Raw genomic sequence first — 17,473 nt, forward strand, 5'->3', positions numbered from 1 at the left:
GGCTATGACCGCGCGATTTTCTTATTCATGATCAGCATGCCTTCATCGTCGCCCTTGAGCTCCTCGAAGTCATCCCAGGCAATTTTGCGGTAAAGGTCGGGCTTGTCCGTATAAAGATAGGCTTCGCTGTAGCCGAGCTGGTGGGCAGCGCCTTCAATTGCGGTCATAAGAGCTTTCGCAACTCCTCTCCCACGGTATTCCGGTGCAACGAGCAGGCTCGCAACCCACGGCTTGAGATGAGGGTGGCTGTCCAGATCATTGTGGATCAAAAGGACGAATCCTGCGAGTTCGCCATTCCAGAGTGCCGCACGGACAGCCTGCCCGTCAGTGGAGTGGATGATCTCCTGCAACCCGGAAACGATGTCTTCTTCGGTTGCGCCCGACAAATATCCCCACTGTGTGTGGTTCCATTTAGCGCAGGTTGCGGCAAGGTCGGCACGATCAGCAAGCGTTATAATCTCAATCATGATTTTACCAGTGTGGGGGCTTGGTGACAGGGATTTCAGGAGCTGTTTGTCCCTCTAGTGTCAGAAAACGATCCGTTAACGCGGACAGCTTTTTGTTTAATTGATCAATCGTCTTCCACTGCTCGGCGAGGACAGATGAAAGCTCCTCAATGGTCTTTTCCTGTTCAGCAACCCTTATCTCAAGTTCCATCAGGCGCGTTTCCGTGGACATGATCAATCTTCCGTCTCTTTTGATGTTGAGAAGATAAAAAATCCGCGCTGGCTGCTCAATACCAATTATCGAGCAGCCAGCGCGGATTAATTTGTTTTCTATTGTACGGTTTGAAACTTACTTCGTGCCGTACATACGGTCGCCAGCGTCACCCAAGCCCGGCACGATATAGCCTTTTTCATCAAGGCGTTCATCGATCGAAGCCGTGAACACTTCGACATCCGGATGGGCTGCAGTGAAGCGTTCGATGCCTTCCGGGGCTGCCAACAGGCAGAGGAAGCGGATGTTGGTTGCGCCGCGCTCTTTCAGCTTGTCGATAGCTGCTATCGCAGAATGACCGGTGGCGAGCATTGGATCGACCACGATGATGAGGCGATTGACAATATCTTCCGGCGCCTTGAAGTAATATTCAATCGGCTGCAACGTGTCGTGGTCACGATAGAGGCCGATATGTGCCACGCGGGCAGCAGGCACCAGATCCAGCATGCCTTCAAGCAGGCCATTGCCTGCGCGCAGGATGGAAGCGAAGACCAGCTTTTTGCCTTCAAGAATTGGTGCTTCCATTGGCATCATCGGTGTATCGATGTGCATGGTGGTCAGTTCGAGATCGCGCGTCACTTCATAGCAAAGCAGCAGCGATATTTCTTTCAGCAAACGCCGGAAGCTTGCTGTTGAGGTTTCGCGCTTGCGCATAATGGTGAGCTTGTGCTGGACAAGCGGGTGGCTGACGACAATAACGCCCATGTTCTTTCCACTTTTCTTGTTATCTTTTTTGACCTTAGAGCGGTTCCAGTTAGGACTGAATCGTTGGAACCGCTCTATTTATTTTTACGCATTATCCAACGAAAAACCGCTTCGCACTTTTATTAGAAATGCTTTAGCGGCGAATGATGCCGGAGAAAACGCGTGGCAAGCGCACACGCACAGTTTTCTCTGTCTTCGACCATTTTACACAGTTCCGCAAGTCTGGAGCGCGTCTCTATCTGATTGAATCTGACCAGTAGATCACAAAAGGGGTATCGGCTGGCGGTCTGTGCTTGTATCGTCCGGTACAAGCTTTATATGCATCAAGCAAACGGAAAACGGAGATCGTCTTCGTTTCGCACATGAACCGGCAGGATGAGTTATGAGCCAGCAGAACGGCAATGCGGACCGCGTGGGCGCGCAAGGTGGCATGGAGCATTCATTCGGCTTCAAAGCGGTCGATGAAGATGCCAAGCAAGGGCTGGTCAACGACGTTTTCCATAAGGTTGCCAAGCGTTACGATGTGATGAACGATCTCATGTCCGGTGGGCTGCATCGCGTCTGGAAAGATGCGATGATCGGCTGGCTGGCACCGTCCAAGCGCCCGGGTTGGACTTCGCTTGATGTTGCAGGTGGTACGGGTGATATCGCATTCCGTATTGTTGAAGCTTCTGGTCGTCAGGCGCATGTCACCATCCTCGATATCAATGGCTCCATGCTTGGTGTGGGTCGTGAGCGCGCGATCAAGAAGGGGCTTGCTGAAAACCTCGAATTTGTTGAAGCCAGTGCAGAAGAGCTGCCGTTTGAAGATGCAAGTTTCGATGCCTACACGATTTCATTCGGCATCCGTAACGTCCCACATATCGATAAGGCGTTGTCTGAAGCCTATCGGGTGTTGAAACCGGGCGGCCGTTTCATGTGTCTCGAATTCTCCGAGGTCGAACTCCCGCTTCTCGACAAGGTTTACGATCAGTGGTCGTTTAAGGCTATCCCGCAGATTGGCAAGATGATCACGGGTGATGCCGATTCCTACAGCTATCTGGTGGAATCTATCCGCAAGTTCCCAAAGCAGGAAGACTTTGCACGCATGATCCGCGATGCGGGTTTCGAGCGGGTAAGCTATCGCAATTTCACGGGCGGTATCGCAGCACTTCATTCCGGCTGGAAGCTCTGAGTCCGATATGAGCAATATTTCTGCGGCCCTACGGTTGATGCGTGCTGGCTGGATTATGGCGCGCGAAGGCGTGTTGAGTTCACTGCCTGTCGATGATGCGGCTGGATTGCCTGCTCTGGGGCATAAGGTTGCCAAGCTGCTTGCGCGCAAACGTGCGAAAAATACCGCTCGTTCCGAGCGTATTTCGCGTGCGATGAACAAACTTGGCCCGTCTTATGTGAAGCTTGGCCAGTTTCTGGCAACGCGTCCCGATATTGTCGGGAAGGATGTGGCGGCTGATCTTGAACTGCTGCAGGACCGGCTCGATTTCTTCCCGCAGGTTGAAGCAGTTGCGGCAGTCGAGAATTCTCTTGGCCGCAAGATCGATGATCTTTTTGTGAGCTTTGACGCGCCGATTGCGGCAGCATCGATGGCTCAGGTGCATCCGGCTTATGTGATGAAGGATGGCGCGCCACACAAGGTTGCGGTCAAGGTCATCCGCCCCGGCGTGCGCCAACGCTTTGCACGCGATCTGGAGAGCTTCTTCATGGTCGCCCGTATGCAGGAGCGCCATGTTCCTTTTACGCGGCGTTTGCGTCCCGTCGAGATGGTGAAAACGCTGCATCAGACCACGCGTATCGAGATGGATCTGCGGCTTGAGGCGGCAGCACTTTCCGAAATCGCCGAGAATATTAAAGATGATACAGGCTTTCGTGTTCCCAATGTCGATTGGGAACGTACCGGGCGTGATGTCCTGACGCTTGAATGGATCGACGGCATCAAAATGTCGGACGTGGAAGCACTAAGTGCTTCAGGGTTCGACCTCAAAAAGATCGCCGAAACGCTGATCCAGTCCTTCCTGCGTCATACGTTGCGCGACGGTTTTTTCCATGCCGACATGCATCCGGGTAATCTGTTCGTTGATCCGCAAGGCATGATTGTTGCGGTCGATTTTGGCATTACCGGGCGGCTCAACAAGCAGCAGCGGCGGTTCCTCGCTGAAATTCTCTATGGCTTCATCACGCGAGACTATATGCGTGTGGCGGAAGTGCATTTTGAAGCTGGTTACGTGCCGCACACACATGATGTGGCGAGCTTTGCGCAGGCAATCCGGGCCATTGGCGAGCCGATCCACGGTCAGCCAGCTGAAACCATTTCCATGGCCAAGCTGCTGACGCTGCTATTTGAAGTGACCGAGCTTTTCGACATGGAAACGCGGCCAGAACTTCTGATGCTTCAGAAGACAATGGTTGTGGTGGAAGGTGTTTCGCGTACGCTCGATCCGCATTTCAATATGTGGAAGGCAGCCGAACCGGTGGTTGGGGATTGGATTCGTAAGAATCTCGGGCCGCAGGGCATGTTGCTTGATGCAAAAGACAGCGCTTATGCACTGCTGCATTTCACACGCAAAACACCTGAACTGGTGGCGCGTGTCGAGCGTGCATCGGTGGCACTTGATGAGATGGCGCTCAACGGTCTGCGCTTTGATGAGGCTACAGCTGAAGCCATCGGACGCGCCGAAGCACGGCATTCGCGCTGGGGTCGGATCGCACAGATTGTGATTGCAATTTCGCTCGCAGCGATAGCGATTAAGCTCTATATCGAGCTTTAATTCAACACATTGTTGATTAATCAGCAAAACAGTGATTTCATTGATTGCATCAGCATTAGACCGGTGCAATCAAATGGCCAGTATTACAATCCGCAATCTTGACGATGCCGCTAAAGAAAGGCTGCGCGTTCGCGCAGCGCAAAACGGGAGGTCGATGGAAGAGGAAGCCCGTCTTCTGCTTGGCGGGGTTGACGGAGTGAGCGCTGTCACGCCAGCTTCTGTTCCGGCCGCGGGCACATTGCAGGGCAAACGTATTCTTCTCATTATTGGCGGCGGGATTGCCGCTTATAAGGCGCCTGATCTCATTCGCCGCCTACGTGAACGCGGCGCGCATGTGCGTCCTTTGATGACATCAGCTGCACAGCAATTTGTAACGCCGTTAACCATTGGTGCGGTGTCCGCCGATCATGTGTTCACTGATCTGTTTTCACGTGAGGACGAGCAGGACGTCGGGCATATTCGGCTCGCACGGGATGCCGATCTGATCGTTGTCGCGCCTGTGACTGCTGATCTTATGGCCAAGATGGCACATGGTTTGGCGGATGACCTGGCAAGTGCCGTGCTGCTTGCGCGAAAAATTCCGGTGCTGGTTGCGCCAGCGATGAACCCGGCCATGTGGGAAAATCCGGCAACAAAGCGCAATCGCCTAACCCTGGTAAATGATGGCGTGCGGTTCATTGGTCCTGAAAAAGGTGAGATGGCGGAAAGTGGTGAGGCTGGCACTGGCCGCATGAGCGAGCCACTGGCTATTGTTGCAGCTGTTGAAACTCTGCTTGCGCCACGGGCAAAACCGCTTTCGGGCAAGACAATTGTCATGACGTCTGGACCGACCCATGAGCCGATTGATCCGGTGCGCTATATCGCCAATCGTTCGTCCGGCAAGCAGGGGCACGCCATTGCCGCCGCGCTCGCGAAGTTGGGTGCCACGGTGCATCTGGTTTCGGGTCCCGTTACGATCCCTGATCCGCAAGGCGTCAAAGTCATCCATGTTGAAACAGCGCGTGAAATGCAGGCGGCAGTGGAAAGCCGTTTGCCTGCTGATGCTGCCGTGATGGTGGCAGCGGTTGCTGATTGGCGGACGGCCAATGCGGCAGATCAGAAGATTAAGAAGCAGCCCGGTGAAAGTGCGCCGACGCTTAGCATGGTCGAGAACCCGGATATTTTGGCCGGTATTGGTCATAGTGAGAAGCGTCCCGGTCTTGTGGTGGGCTTTGCTGCGGAAACGCAGGACGTGCTCGCCAATGCAGGCCGCAAGCTTGACAAGAAAGGTGCCGACTGGATAGTTGCCAATGACGTTTCTGGCGATGTGATGGGTGGGGATCGCAATCGCGTACGCATTCTGAGCCGCACCGGTATCGAAGAATGGCCGGAAATGAGCAAGGAACAAGTCGCTGAAAAGCTTGCAGAAAAGATTGCGGGCGTACTTCTTGAAACAAAGCGCTGATTTTTTTACGCAGCATGTCACAATTGCATAGGACTATCTCGTCTTGATGATGAACGACAAAAGCGGTCGTCAACTTCAAGGAGAAGACATCATGGAACAGAGACTTGCCCCTTATACATTCGCCCCGCAAATCATGCAGGCAATGGTGGAACTGGAAAAGCGCGTTGCGGCCAGCGGGCTTGAATATAGCCTCTATGAACTGGTGAAAATCCGCGCTTCTCAGATCAATGGCTGTGCTTATTGCATTTATATGCATACGAGCGATGCTCGTAAGGCTGGTGAAACTGAAGAACGTCTTTATCTGGTTGCTGCATGGCGGGAGTCGCCGCTTTATAATGCACGTGAACGGGCAGCGCTTGCCTGGACAGATGCACTCACGCTGCTCGCCCAGACGGGTGCGCCAGACAAGGATTTCGATGCATTGAAAGCGCATTTCACTGACGAGGAGATTGTGAATCTTACCATGCTGATCACCACCATCAATGCGTGGAACCGCATCGCGGTTGGTTTGCGTCTTGTGCACCCGGTCAAGTCTGATGCAGCCGCCGCTTGAGCCACAAATGAAAGATGCGGATGTGTTCGAGGCCTTACGGCCTCGTCTCACCCGCATCGCCTATCGTATGGTCGGCACGCATGCCGAAGCCGAAGATATTGTGCAGGATGCATGGTTACGCTGGAGCGCTGCCGATCGGAAAGCAATCCGCGAGCCGGAAGGTTGGTTGGTACAGGTGACGAGCCGTCTTGCACTGGATCATCTCAAATCGGCTCGCGTGCGTCGCGAAACCTATCCGGGCACCTGGCTGCCAGAGCCGCTTGTCGAGGAAGAAGAAGATCGCAGCGACGATATTACATTGACGCTGATGCTGGCTCTCGACCGGCTGTCGCCACTGGAGCGTGCGGCGTTTCTTCTGCATGATGTTTTCGATGTCGGCTTTGATGAAGTGGGGCGGGTGCTTGATCGCGATGCGGCGGCATGTCGGCAGCTTGCGAGGCGTGCGCGCGACCATGTACGCAGCGGTCGCCCACGTTATGCTGTAGCGGAAGGCCGTGGCCGAACAATTGCAGAGGCTTTCTTTCAGGCTTCCCGCAGCGGCGACATGACAACGCTGCAGAGCCTGTTAGCGGAAGATGTCGTGATGTATTCGGATGGTGGCGGTATTCGTAATGCAGCGCTCAACCCGATTTTCGGTCGCGAGAAGATCATGCGTTTCTATGACGGCATCGCTCGCAAGGCCGACGGTCTTGTGCCAGCCATTCGTCATTTTGCACTGTTTGACGGACTGCCGGGTCATATGAGTCTGGAAGCGGATGGCTTGCCGCAAGTGGCAGCTTTGGAAATTGAGGATGGACTGATCCGGGGGATTTATCTGATCCGCAATCCGCAGAAGTTGCACCATCTGAAAATTGGTGAACGGGCCGAGACTGGGCATTAGAGCCCATCCCAAACGTCTCGTCGGGAACGTGAGGCTGGCCGTCTAAAAGAACTCATCCAACAGACGATAAAAGGTGATCTTTGTTTCGTCTATTGCCGGACCATCATAGATGTCGAGGAATGGCTTAATCCATTGCTCGCCAAGATTATAATGTATGCTCCAGCAGGCAAGTGCCAGATCCTGATGGCGATCGGCAAGGCCTAGTCGGCCACAGTCGATGTAGCCTGCGAAAACATCACCGTCTGCCATGAAGTTGGGCAGACAAGCGTCGCCATGGGTAACAACAATATCCTCACATGCGGGTTTGAGGCTGCAAAGTTCTACAAACAAGTCCTTGGCAGATTGCCCTGCACGGTCATCGTCAAAGTCGTCTTCATCGACAGCGCCCGCAATCACCCGCTTTTGGGCATCTTCGATACGGATGTCGAGCCGATGATCAAATGGACATGACGCCGGATCACTCGCGTGCATCCGCTTTAGTGCTTTGGCGAGAATTTCGACGATGCGCTCGGGTGGGTGGTTTCCAACGCAAGACGCAAGGTCCGCGCCGGGAAGCCGCGTCATCAGGAGAAAACTACGATCTTGCTCCTGCTCAAAGCAAACGATGCTTGGACAAATGATTTGCTGACTGGCAAGCCACTCAAGTCGGGCTGCTTCATCAGCCAGTTCACCAACGGGGCTTGTCGGCTCGATCTTCAGAACCAGCGGTTCTTTTTCGGGGTGGTTGAGGAACAGAACTGTGGCCGTTGAACGCCCCAGTTCGTCCTGTTGGCTGCGATAATCTACCAGATACTGCGTGAGTACATTAGGCAGGCTTAGGGCAACCAAAACAGGATCGATCATAACTCACCATGACGTCAGGCGTTATCGCGCACCTGATAATCTTTGATTGTGGCAAAGCGGATCGCCTTCCAGCGCTCAGCTTCATAATTCAGCGAGAAACCATTCTGCGCGAGGAATACCGGATCATTGTCAAGATCGTGTGCGATATCTGCGCGATGGGATGCAATGAAGCGATCCAGTTCCGCCGGATCGTCTGCCGTGATCCATCGACAAATCGAGAAGCGCGACATTTCAAATCCGACCGGCAGCGAATATTCGATCTTGAGGCGTTCGGTCAGAACGTCGATCTGAAGCGCACCGACAACGCCGACGATTGCTGGAGAACCATCGTCTGGTACGAAAAGCTGGACGACGCCTTCTTCCGCCATCTGCTGAAGTGCTTCACGCAGCTTCTTGGCCTTCATGGCATCATCAAGACGCACACGACGCAAGATTTCTGGCGCAAAGTTCGGTACGCCGCGGAACAGAATGTCCTCGCCCTCGGTCAGCGTATCGCCAATGCGTAAGGTGCCGTGGTTGGGAATGCCTACCACATCGCCTGCAAAAGCTTCGTCCGCAATCTGGCGCGAACGGGCAAAGAAGAATTGCGGTGCCGAAAGGCTCATCGGCTTGCCGGTGCGTACCAGCTTGGCCTTCATCCCGCGTGAAAGCGTGCCGGAGCAAACGCGCAGGAATGCGATACGGTCGCGATGGTTAGGGTCCATATTAGCCTGAATCTTGAACACGAAGCCCGTCATTTTTGCTTCGGTCGCACCCACCATGCGGCTATCGGCCTGCTGGTCACGCGGGGAAGGGCCGAAATCGCAGAAGGCTTCGATTAGATCGCGCACGCCATAATTTTTTAGTGCCGAGCCGAAATAAACCGGCGTCATATGACCTTCGCGGAAGGATTCGAGATCGAACGGGCGACAAACACCCTGCGCCAGTTCGAGGCTGTCGATCCACGCCTGACGTTCATTTTCCGGCAGAAGCTTGGCTGCTTCCTCTGGTCCACTAACCTTGGTTGGCTGCTCTTCGGCATCTTTTTGACGCACAGTGTTGTTGTGCAGATCGTAGGTGCCAGCAAAGCTTTTACCCGAACCGATTGGCCAGGTGATTGGGGCGGTATCGAGCGCCAGCTTCTCTTCGATCTCATCAAGAATTTCGAGCGGGTCGCGTGCTTCACGGTCCATCTTGTTGATGAAGGTGACGATAGGAATATCGCGCATACGACACACTTCGAAGAGCTTCAACGTACGTGGTTCGATACCCTTGGCGGCATCAATCACCATGACCGCGCTATCGACTGCGGTCAGCGTGCGATAGGTGTCGTCGGCAAAGTCTTCGTGGCCTGGCGTATCGAGCAGGTTGAAGATGCAATCCTTGTACTCAAACGTCATCACGGAGGTGACGACGGAGATACCGCGATCGCGTTCGATGTTCATCCAGTCCGAACGGGTCTGGATGCGGTCTTTCTTGGCCTTCACTTCACCGGCAAGCTGAATAGCGCCGCCAAACAGCAGCAATTTTTCGGTGAGCGTGGTCTTACCGGCGTCCGGGTGCGCGATGATCGCGAATGTGCGGCGCTTGGAAACTGGATGGTCTTGAGCGGGCATATAAAGAAACTCGTAATTGCGAAGTGATGGGCTGCGCAAAAACACGCGCCGCGAAGATGTTGCGCAGCATCTAGCAGTCATTAGTCAAAAGGTCGAGTTGAAATGAAAAAGCGGCGTGTAGCACGCCGCTTTTAAGGTCCTTTATCGGCTCTTGATACCAAGGCCGAAAGCGATGAACGACCAACCCTGGAAAATAAGATCGATAGCCAGAAACAGGCCAAGGATAAACAGGCTATTGACGGGCCATTGCAGTGCAATGACGAGACCCGCCAAAACCGTGATAATGCCCGCTGCTACAATCCAGCCCCAACCGGCTGCGGGTTTAGACTTAAAGCCTAACCAGATGCGGAATGCGCCCGCGCCCAGAAGTGCTGCCGCCAGTAGGAAGGTCAGAACGCCAGCAGCCAGAATCGGATTGACGAAAGCCACGATGCCTGCGGCCGCATAAAGCAGACCACTGAGGAGCCAGAAGAAGAAGCCGCCCCATGTTTTCACACCAAAGGCGTGGATGATTTCGATGACGCCTGCAACCAGCATCATGATGCCCACATAGTAGACGGAAACGACTGTCGCCAGCACGAGATTGCCGAGAGCGATGCCGCCAAGGATCAGAAGTGCGACGCCGAGTGCGATGAACCAGCCCCACTTGGCTGAAACTTCGGCTGGAAGGGTAGAGCGATTAAAGTCATTCTGTGCAGTTGCCATAAGATGTCCCTCAATTTGCATTCCCGATCAACAATATAAGGCAATCAGCAGATTTAGCCAGAGATGTGAATCGCTCCCTAAAAGGGTGACAAATCTCCTGTTGGAGTAAACTCAGGAACACGATATGTCTTTGCTGTAATAACTTGTTTGGCTCGAGCGGATTCCGTTAAGAGTGAATCTTTCGAACCGCTCTAATTGTTTGTTTTTATGCATTATCCCACGCAAAACCGCTTCGCAGTTTTGCCGGAAATGCTCTAAAGTCGGTCCGATGTTTGATCTGGTTTCACACTATTGGCCACATATTCTGGCGGTCCTGTCGATCGTTCTCGGAGCGATAGCAGCTATTCACGCGACGATGACTAAAGATGAGGTGCGAACGGCACTTGGCTGGGTCGGCGTCATCGTACTTTCCCCAATCGTTGGAGCGGTGGTCTATGCGCTGGCGGGTGTAAATCGCATCCGACGCAGCACGCTCGGCCATCAGCGCGACAATATGGGGAATATTGCGCTTTACCATCTCTCGCATTTTGACACGACGAATGATCTTGTGCGCGCTGCTTTTGGTCGGCAGTTCGGAGCAATGAAAATCCTTGGCGACACTGTCAGCCTTTATGATTTCACGAGCGGCAACAACATCAGGATGCTGGAGACCGGCGACGAAGCCTATGCCGAAATGCTCGAAGCCATCCGTAAGGCCGAGCGCAGCATCATGCTGGAGACTTATATTTTTGACCGTGACGCCATTGGCGAGCAGTTTGCCGATGCCTTGGGTGAGGCGGTCAAACGCGGTGTGGAAGTGCGGGTTCTAGTGGATGCGGTCGGCGCGCGTTATTCCATTCCAAGCATTGTCAACTTGCTGAAAGAAAAAGACATTTCTGTTGATGTGTTCAATGGCAACATCATCATGGGACTACGTTTGCCTTATGCCAATTTGCGCACGCACCGTAAAATTCTGATTGTCGATGGCAAGCTGGCATTCACGGGCGGCATGAATATCCGTGCTGGCTTTGTGAAAGCCATTGCGGGTGATGCGGTTGCGTTTGACACGCATTTTCGCGTTGAAGGCCCGGCAATCGCCGATCTTTTCTATGTTGCATCCGAGGACTGGCGCTTTGCGACTGGTGAATTGCTGACGGGCGACGCCTGGAGCATTGCTGCACCAAAGGATCCACCTGGCACAGGTAAGCTGATCCGTGTGGTTGGTTCAGGGCCGGACAAGAACATTGAAACCAATCACCGCATGATGATGGGCGCATTTTCGATTGCTCAGGAGCATATCCTGATTATGTCGCCCTATCTTCTGCCAGATCGTGAACTCATCAGTGCGCTGGTCACTGCGGCGCGGCGCGGTGTGTCGGTGGATGTCGTTGTTCCTGGCGTTAATAACCTGAAACTCGTGGATCGCGCCATGCGAGCGCAGTTCGATCAGCTGCTTAAAGGTGGTTGCCGTATATGGCGGGCGGGCGGCGCCTTCAATCATTCCAAGCTGATGACGATTGACGGCGCATGGTCCTATGTCGGCTCGTCCAATCTCGACGCGCGTTCCTTGCGACTGAACTTCGAGGTCGACATGGAAATCCTTGATCGCGATATCGCGCTGCAGGTGGAAGAACGTATCGGCAAGGTGATTGATGTGAGCCGTGAAGTGAACCTGACACGGCTCAAAAACCGCCCCTTCTATGAGCGCCTCATTGACCGGATTATCTGGCTCGGCTCGCCTTATCTCTAGAGTATTTCCTGTTTAAGATGAATCGTTAGACATGCGTCTCACTATTTGTTTTACGCATGTTTTTATCCAATAACCGGCTCCCACTTTTGGGCGATGTGCTCTGGAGCCGTTCCAAAGTTCAATCCCAACCGGACTGCTCTAGTGGATTGAATTTGACGTTTGAATCCCAATTGACACACATGCTGTTTCAAACGTCAAATTTGAAAAATCCACTAGGTTCTTAAACTTGCTAGTGGTCTGCTTGATTCCGACATTTGTCCGATGCCTGTATCCGAGGGATGCAAATGTCGGAATCAGACCACTAGCTGTCCGAACTCGAGTTACTCGTCAATAGAGAAGGGTTGAACTCTTCCAGAAGCTGCGCGGCTGTCTTGAGATCAAGATGCGCCTTGATTGGCAGATGGTCAGAGGCCGTGCGCGCCAGTGGCGTATTATGGACTTCAACAGCTGTTACCAGATTATGTGGCGTACCGAGAACCCGATCGAGCGCAAACACCGGAAAGCGCGAGGGAAAGCTTGGTACTGCCGTCGCCACATGGTTGAACATTGGCATGAGCGAGGCCAGCGACGAACGCTTGCCAACGCGCCATTCATTGAGATCACCGATCAATAGTGTCGGTAATGTATCGGCTTCCTGCAGGGCTGAAAGAATGCTTTCTGCCTGCTGTTCGCGTGAGCGTTTCAAAAGCCCGAGATGGGCGGCAATGACTCGCAAGGGGCCTGATGCAAATTGCAGGTCCGCGACGAGCGCTCCACGCGGTTCTACACCTGGAAGCGACAGTTGACGGACATTGCGGACCACGCCTTCGCGAAAAAGCAGCACGTTGCCGTGCCAGCCATGGCCTTTCGGCATGGTTGAGGTAATTGGTACTGGGACGAGGCCGTGGCGTTTTTCGAGCAGGCCAAGATCAAGCAGACCGGAACGCTCGCCAAAGCGCTTGTCTGCCTCTTGCAAGGCAATCACGTCTGCGTCGATTTCACTGATGACATCGGCAGTGCGCTGAGGGTCGAAGATCTTGTCGACACCAATGCACTTGTGCACGTTATAGGACGCAATAACGATATCGCCTTCAGTGACGTTGGTGTGAAGCGGCCTGAAACCCGGTCGATTCCGGATGGCCGTCAGTATCTTTTTGGAAATTCGACCTGGGTCTTTTTTCTTCTGCACCCGCTTGCTGCCCCATGTGGTTAGCTAGAGCATTTCCTATCTAAGATGAATCGTTAGAAATGCTCTATCTATTTGTTTTTACGCATGTCTTTATCCCAAAATCGGTTCCCGCTTTGGGAGGCATGCTCTAGAACTGTCTGGATACCCATATAAATAGGGCATTTTGCAGTTTGAACAGTATTTGCGGATCACAGATTGCTGAGAAGTTTGTGTTCTCACTTGGTCTATCGTGTGATGAAGCGGACAATCCGGTCGACAAGCCCGGTATAAGGCGGCTTGATCATGTCCGTTGATGCAGGCGTATATTTCGTCAGAACCGGCATAGCCTTGGAAAAGGTCAGGAAGCCGTCTTTGCCGTGATAGTGTCCTATGCCGCTATGGCCCACGCCACCAAAAGGTAAATCCCCACAGGCGAAATGGTAGAGGGTGTCATTGATACAGACACCGCCTGCAACGACATGAGAAAGCACAGTGTCGATTTCAGCGGTATTGTCGCTGAAGCAATAAAGCGCCAGTGGTCGCTCCTGCCCCAAAACATAAGCGATTGCCTCATCAATTGATCGATAGCTGATGATCGGCAACAAGGGGCCAAAAATCTCTTCGCTCATGATTGCGCTGGTCGGCGCTGGCTCAAGGATTGCGGTTGGTGTCATCAGGCGTGGATGGCTTGCAGCGGCAGAGGCATTCAGAAGCGGGATGATGGCTTCGCTTTTATCTTCCGCGTCATGCAACAGATTGGAAAGACGCGCATATTGCATATCATTGATGATAGTCGTGCGGTCGTTTTCAGCCGATGTGCCATTATAACGCTTCTGTGTTTCTTCTCGTAGCAAAGCAATGAATGCATCGCGTTTGCTTTGATGGATCAGCACGTAATCGGGAGCAATGCAGGTTTGACCTGCATTGAAGTATTTGCCAGTGGCGATAGAGCTGGCCGCACGTTTAAGGTTGCTGTGATCGCTGATGATCGCTGGCGATTTGCCACCCAGCTCCAGCGTTACCGGTGTGAGGTTTTCTGCAGCTGCTTTCATGATCTTGCGACCGACAGCCGTCGATCCTGTGAAGAACAGGTGATCGAAGGGCAGGGCGGAAAACTCTGCAGAAAGACCAGCGTCACCAAGAATGACCGTTGCCCGATCATCCGGAAAAGCGTCGGCAATCAGTTTTTGCAGGAATTCGGACGTATGTGGCGTGTGCTCTGAGGGTTTCAGGAACACGTGGTTTCCAGCAGCTATTGCCGCCACAAGGGGCGCGAGTGCAAGATTGACCGGATAATTCCACGGCGAAATGATACCAACCACGCCAAGAGGCACAAAGCGCAGTTCTGCTTTTGCTGGCCAGAGTTTCCAGCCAGCCTTGCGATGCTGTGGTTTCATCCATCGCTTGAGGTGATGCAGTGTGTGGTCAATCTCGGCGAACACGACGCTTGCTTCACCCAACAGCGTTTCATGAACCGAACGGTTTCCGAAATCCGCATTGATGGCTTTTGCCATACCATCGAGACGTTCATGAAGCAGCTTACGCAGGCGACGCAGGTCATCAATGCGCTGTTCAAAAGGTGGGCGATGATCGATCCAGTTTTGCCGCAGGCGTTGGAAAGTCGTTTGCAATGTTTGCTGTGATGAAACGGCTTGATCAGCGCTCATAGGCAAAGTTCTCCGTTGAGCGTGCAAAAAGGAATTGTGCCACATAATAGGTGCTGAGCACCCAAAGCCCGGCGAGGGGGATTGATGTATAGAAACGGTTAAAGGCGAGCAGCGTGTCGCTTACCATGAAGAACAGACCACCCGCAGCCGCGAGTGTCGCGCTATAGCGCAAGGTGGGTGAGAGTTTGTCTGAAAGTGCACGACTAACGGCCTGCGCGGCCATCACGCCAATTGCGGTTGCATAAATGACAACCGGAACTTTCATTGCCGACGGCAGAGAAGTCCACAGGCCTGCGATAATTGCAATTGCGAGGACGGCGAAAATCAGGAAAACGAGTTTGTTTTCAGCAAAGCGCGTCTTGCGACACAATGCATAAATGTAAATGCAGTGGGTGATGAGGAAACAGATCAGCCCGACCAAAAAATAATCGCCCGGCAGCATCAAAAAGAAATCACCAGCGGCGGCAAAGGCCAACCCTAGCGCGATTGCAAATCCATAGCTTTTTGAGATGAGGCGCGGAGCGCACCAGATCGCACAAAGCAGCAGTAATGTTGCGGTGGGCTTGGTCAGATAATGTAACCAACGCCAGAAGGGTATTTCCCCATTCTGGCTCAGCACGCTGCTTAACACGGCGCAAATCGCGCTTACCAGAAACAGCCGGTAAAACAGGCCATTTCTTCCGAAATCGAGCAAGCCTTTGCGACGCATTTTTCTCCCCCTCTTGCTTTATCTCAGGCTGATATTGTTCTGGTTATTAAGCTTTTTGATCCAATTGGAGCGGCTCCAGTTAAGATTGAATCGTTGGCCGCGTCTCACTGTTTATTTTTATGCATTGGCCTCACGCAAAGCTGTTTCGCACTTTTGGCTCAATGCTTCATTCGTTTGTCTGCTCAGCCTCACGACGACGTTTACGACCGATCCGTTCCGCACGCGTTGAGAGTTCAGTATTCCCTTCGAGGTCTGATTGCAGAATGAGACCATGCTGCCTAAGCCAGCGGATTATCTCCCCAAACTCAAGATCGTAGGCAGGTTGATCCATCTGATTTGTCCTTCAAATCGCATTGCGCAGACGAAGGATGCGCGGAGTTCTCGCATGTGGCAAGGCCCAAAGCATTGTGGGGCAATGAAGCGATAGTCGGTTAACTATTTATTAACCAATCCTGCTCACTATAGGGCCATAGCTGTTGTCGTGACTGCGGATGTACCAGCACTGATAATAGCGCAAAAAGGCCGGCTAATTGCCCGGCCTTTTTCTTTTTCAGGGTTCAATTTCCCAATAGTACGGCAGGACAAACTGTTACGCAGAATGCGAAGGGGCGGAACGGCTTGGTGCGTCCGATTTGTTATTGCCCCAATCACGATCCTTACGGTCTGTCGACTGACATCCCGATGCTGCCAGAGCAATTGCCACCACGGCGATGAGCGAGAGTGCTTGCTTCTTCATGTTATTCATTTTCTTTGTATTTCGAACTCAAACGTTCGGGAAACTTGCTCGTTGAGCAGGAAGCCGGAAAGCTTGAAATGCGAGAGAAAAGGATAGAGACGGCGCGTGTCTTTTGATCGAAGACACCCCCGTTTCCATCAGCCCGACATGGCAGTGATTTAAGCCTATCCACCTGTGCCCGGTCTAGTTTGAAACCGTTGATTTTCGGTTTCATTCATATTCAAGAAGCGGTGCTCACAGGTCGTTTTGTGCCTGTTGATAAAGTTGCTACGCTCTTGGTGAAAGGAAACTGTCAGCGGAAATTTGGGCAACAAAAAAGCCCGCTTTCGCGGGCTTTTTGGGGTGCTTCTCGACCTTGGTAGTGGTCTGAAGACTTGGAAATGGTGCCCAGAAGAGGACTCGAACCTCCACGCCCTTGCGAGCGCCAGCACCTGAAGCTGGTGCGTCTACCAATTCCGCCATCTGGGCGACGAGGATCGATCTAAGGGGTAGGCCTCACTCTGTCAATCGCGTTTTCGAGATTCAATCAGCTTTTTTTCACATTGCTGTTTCGAATGCAGAAAAAGCCTAGCGCATCGGTCCTAAAACTGGAATTCGGGCGCAGTGCATAGATGCATCTGCGCCCGAAAATTCATTATGCGGAAAGCACTTCCTTGGAAGCGACAGTCGAATCGGCGTTCAGCTTGTAGATGATCGGAACGCCGGTGTTGAGTTCCTGCTTGAGAATCTCTTCCGGTGTCAGGCCATCAAGCGCCATGATAAGCGCACGCAGCGAATTGCCGTGGGCTGCAACCAGAATGGTTTTGCCACGCAGCACATGTGGCTGGATGGTGTGCAGGTAATAAGGCCAGACGCGTGCGCCGGTATCCTTCAGGCTTTCGCCGCCCGGAGGAGGAACGTCATAAGAGCGGCGCCAGATATGGACCTGCTCTTCTCCCCATTTTGCACGTGCGTCGTCTTTGTTGAGCCCCGAGAGGTCGCCATAGTCGCGTTCGTTGAGAGCCTGATCGCGGATGGTTTCGAGATCGGACTGGCCGAGTTCGTCAAGAATGTGCTGGCAGGTGACCTGCGCGCGCGACAGGACCGACGTGTATGCGAGATCGAACTTGAGACCCGCAGCCTTCAGGCGCTGACCAGCGGCTTTGGCTTCCGCATGGCCTTGTTCGGTAAGGCCCGGATCACGCCAGCCAGTAAAAAGGTTCTTCAGGTTCCATTCGCTTTGGCCGTGGCGGACCAGGACGAGGGTACGAGACATCGCAGCACTCCGTTGGGATGAAA

The 17,473-nt window shown here is 53.2% G+C and carries 18 protein-coding genes and 1 tRNA gene; 6 read left to right on the forward strand and 13 right to left on the reverse strand.

Going from position 1 to position 17,473, the window contains the following annotated elements; translation table 11 throughout:
• Nucleotides 1-2: 2 nt before the first annotated feature.
• The 3 genes from OIV19_RS10875 to upp all read right to left on the reverse strand — a co-directional run bounded on the left by OIV19_RS10875 (nucleotide 3) and on the right by upp (nucleotide 1,422).
• On the reverse strand, nucleotides 3-467 hold the full coding sequence (locus tag OIV19_RS10875) for a GNAT family N-acetyltransferase (RefSeq protein ID WP_264231653.1): 465 nt from the start codon (nucleotides 465-467) through the stop codon (nucleotides 3-5).
• A gap of 4 nt (nucleotides 468-471) precedes the next feature.
• Complete coding sequence (locus tag OIV19_RS10880) at nucleotides 472-678, reverse strand: SlyX family protein (RefSeq protein WP_095447277.1); 207 nt, start codon at nucleotides 676-678, stop codon at nucleotides 472-474.
• A gap of 117 nt (nucleotides 679-795) precedes the next feature.
• Complete coding sequence (gene upp / locus OIV19_RS10885; RefSeq protein WP_095447276.1) at nucleotides 796-1,422, reverse strand: uracil phosphoribosyltransferase; 627 nt, start codon at nucleotides 1,420-1,422, stop codon at nucleotides 796-798.
• A 382-nt stretch (nucleotides 1,423-1,804) separates the two neighbouring features.
• Between upp and ubiE the strand changes: the two genes are divergently transcribed.
• The 5 genes from ubiE to OIV19_RS10910 all read left to right on the forward strand — a co-directional run bounded on the left by ubiE (nucleotide 1,805) and on the right by OIV19_RS10910 (nucleotide 7,064).
• Nucleotides 1,805-2,596 (forward strand): bifunctional demethylmenaquinone methyltransferase/2-methoxy-6-polyprenyl-1,4-benzoquinol methylase UbiE, encoded by a 792-nt coding sequence (gene ubiE, locus OIV19_RS10890; protein WP_095447275.1) that lies wholly within the window; start codon nucleotides 1,805-1,807, stop codon nucleotides 2,594-2,596.
• 7 nt (nucleotides 2,597-2,603) lie between these two features.
• Nucleotides 2,604-4,187 carry a 2-polyprenylphenol 6-hydroxylase gene (gene ubiB / locus OIV19_RS10895; protein ID WP_095447274.1) on the forward strand — a complete coding sequence of 528 codons (1,584 nt, stop codon included), beginning with the start codon at nucleotides 2,604-2,606 and terminating at the stop codon, nucleotides 4,185-4,187.
• A gap of 73 nt (nucleotides 4,188-4,260) precedes the next feature.
• Nucleotides 4,261-5,631, forward strand: coding sequence for a bifunctional phosphopantothenoylcysteine decarboxylase/phosphopantothenate--cysteine ligase CoaBC (gene coaBC, locus OIV19_RS10900; protein ID WP_264231654.1), 1,371 nt, complete (start codon nucleotides 4,261-4,263; stop codon nucleotides 5,629-5,631).
• A 91-nt stretch (nucleotides 5,632-5,722) separates the two neighbouring features.
• Nucleotides 5,723-6,184, forward strand: a complete 462-nt coding sequence (locus OIV19_RS10905) for a carboxymuconolactone decarboxylase family protein (protein ID WP_264231655.1) — start codon at nucleotides 5,723-5,725, stop codon at nucleotides 6,182-6,184.
• Nucleotides 6,168-7,064 (forward strand): sigma-70 family RNA polymerase sigma factor, encoded by an 897-nt coding sequence (locus tag OIV19_RS10910; protein ID WP_498831043.1) that lies wholly within the window; start codon nucleotides 6,168-6,170, stop codon nucleotides 7,062-7,064. Before OIV19_RS10905 ends, OIV19_RS10910 begins: the two co-directional genes overlap by 17 nt.
• A 42-nt stretch (nucleotides 7,065-7,106) precedes the next feature.
• Here the strand turns inward: OIV19_RS10910 and OIV19_RS10915 are convergent, their stop codons facing one another.
• From OIV19_RS10915 to OIV19_RS10925, 3 genes are all read right to left on the reverse strand, one after another.
• Nucleotides 7,107-7,907: an APH(3')-II family aminoglycoside O-phosphotransferase gene (locus tag OIV19_RS10915; RefSeq protein WP_264231657.1), complete on the reverse strand. Its 801-nt coding sequence runs from the start codon at nucleotides 7,905-7,907 to the stop codon at nucleotides 7,107-7,109.
• 14 nt (nucleotides 7,908-7,921) lie between these two features.
• Nucleotides 7,922-9,502 carry a peptide chain release factor 3 gene (locus OIV19_RS10920; protein WP_095447967.1) on the reverse strand — a complete coding sequence of 527 codons (1,581 nt, stop codon included), beginning with the start codon at nucleotides 9,500-9,502 and terminating at the stop codon, nucleotides 7,922-7,924.
• 141 nt (nucleotides 9,503-9,643) lie between these two features.
• Nucleotides 9,644-10,207, reverse strand: a complete 564-nt coding sequence (locus OIV19_RS10925) for an HdeD family acid-resistance protein (protein ID WP_095447269.1) — start codon at nucleotides 10,205-10,207, stop codon at nucleotides 9,644-9,646.
• 268 nt (nucleotides 10,208-10,475) lie between these two features.
• Between OIV19_RS10925 and cls the strand changes: the two genes are divergently transcribed.
• Complete coding sequence (gene cls / locus OIV19_RS10930) at nucleotides 10,476-11,936, forward strand: cardiolipin synthase (RefSeq protein WP_264231658.1); 1,461 nt, start codon at nucleotides 10,476-10,478, stop codon at nucleotides 11,934-11,936.
• 301 nt (nucleotides 11,937-12,237) lie between these two features.
• On the opposite strand, the gene OIV19_RS10935 is transcribed toward cls, so the two are convergent.
• The 7 genes from OIV19_RS10935 to OIV19_RS10965 form a co-directional block, all read right to left on the reverse strand.
• A complete protein-coding gene (locus tag OIV19_RS10935) occupies nucleotides 12,238-13,104 on the reverse strand; it encodes an endonuclease/exonuclease/phosphatase family protein (protein ID WP_095447267.1) in 867 nt (288 codons plus the stop codon).
• Between the two features lie 224 nt (nucleotides 13,105-13,328).
• Nucleotides 13,329-14,750: a coniferyl aldehyde dehydrogenase gene (locus OIV19_RS10940; protein ID WP_264231659.1), complete on the reverse strand. Its 1,422-nt coding sequence runs from the start codon at nucleotides 14,748-14,750 to the stop codon at nucleotides 13,329-13,331.
• Nucleotides 14,740-15,459, reverse strand: coding sequence for a lysoplasmalogenase (locus OIV19_RS10945; RefSeq protein ID WP_095447265.1), 720 nt, complete (start codon nucleotides 15,457-15,459; stop codon nucleotides 14,740-14,742). Before OIV19_RS10945 ends, OIV19_RS10940 begins: the two co-directional genes overlap by 11 nt.
• A 166-nt stretch (nucleotides 15,460-15,625) precedes the next feature.
• Nucleotides 15,626-15,790, reverse strand: coding sequence for a hypothetical protein (locus tag OIV19_RS10950; RefSeq protein WP_157743471.1), 165 nt, complete (start codon nucleotides 15,788-15,790; stop codon nucleotides 15,626-15,628).
• Between the two features lie 258 nt (nucleotides 15,791-16,048).
• Nucleotides 16,049-16,195, reverse strand: coding sequence for a hypothetical protein (locus OIV19_RS10955; protein WP_191793549.1), 147 nt, complete (start codon nucleotides 16,193-16,195; stop codon nucleotides 16,049-16,051).
• A 381-nt stretch (nucleotides 16,196-16,576) separates the two neighbouring features.
• Nucleotides 16,577-16,663: transfer RNA gene (locus OIV19_RS10960), tRNA-Leu, on the reverse strand.
• A 166-nt stretch (nucleotides 16,664-16,829) separates the two neighbouring features.
• A complete protein-coding gene (locus OIV19_RS10965; RefSeq protein WP_264231660.1) occupies nucleotides 16,830-17,450 on the reverse strand; it encodes a 2,3-bisphosphoglycerate-dependent phosphoglycerate mutase in 621 nt (206 codons plus the stop codon).
• Nucleotides 17,451-17,473: the final 23 nt, after the last annotated feature.

This window comes from Brucella sp. HL-2 (genome assembly GCF_025846885.2).
Classification (GTDB): domain Bacteria; phylum Pseudomonadota; class Alphaproteobacteria; order Rhizobiales; family Rhizobiaceae; genus Brucella; species Brucella quorumnocens.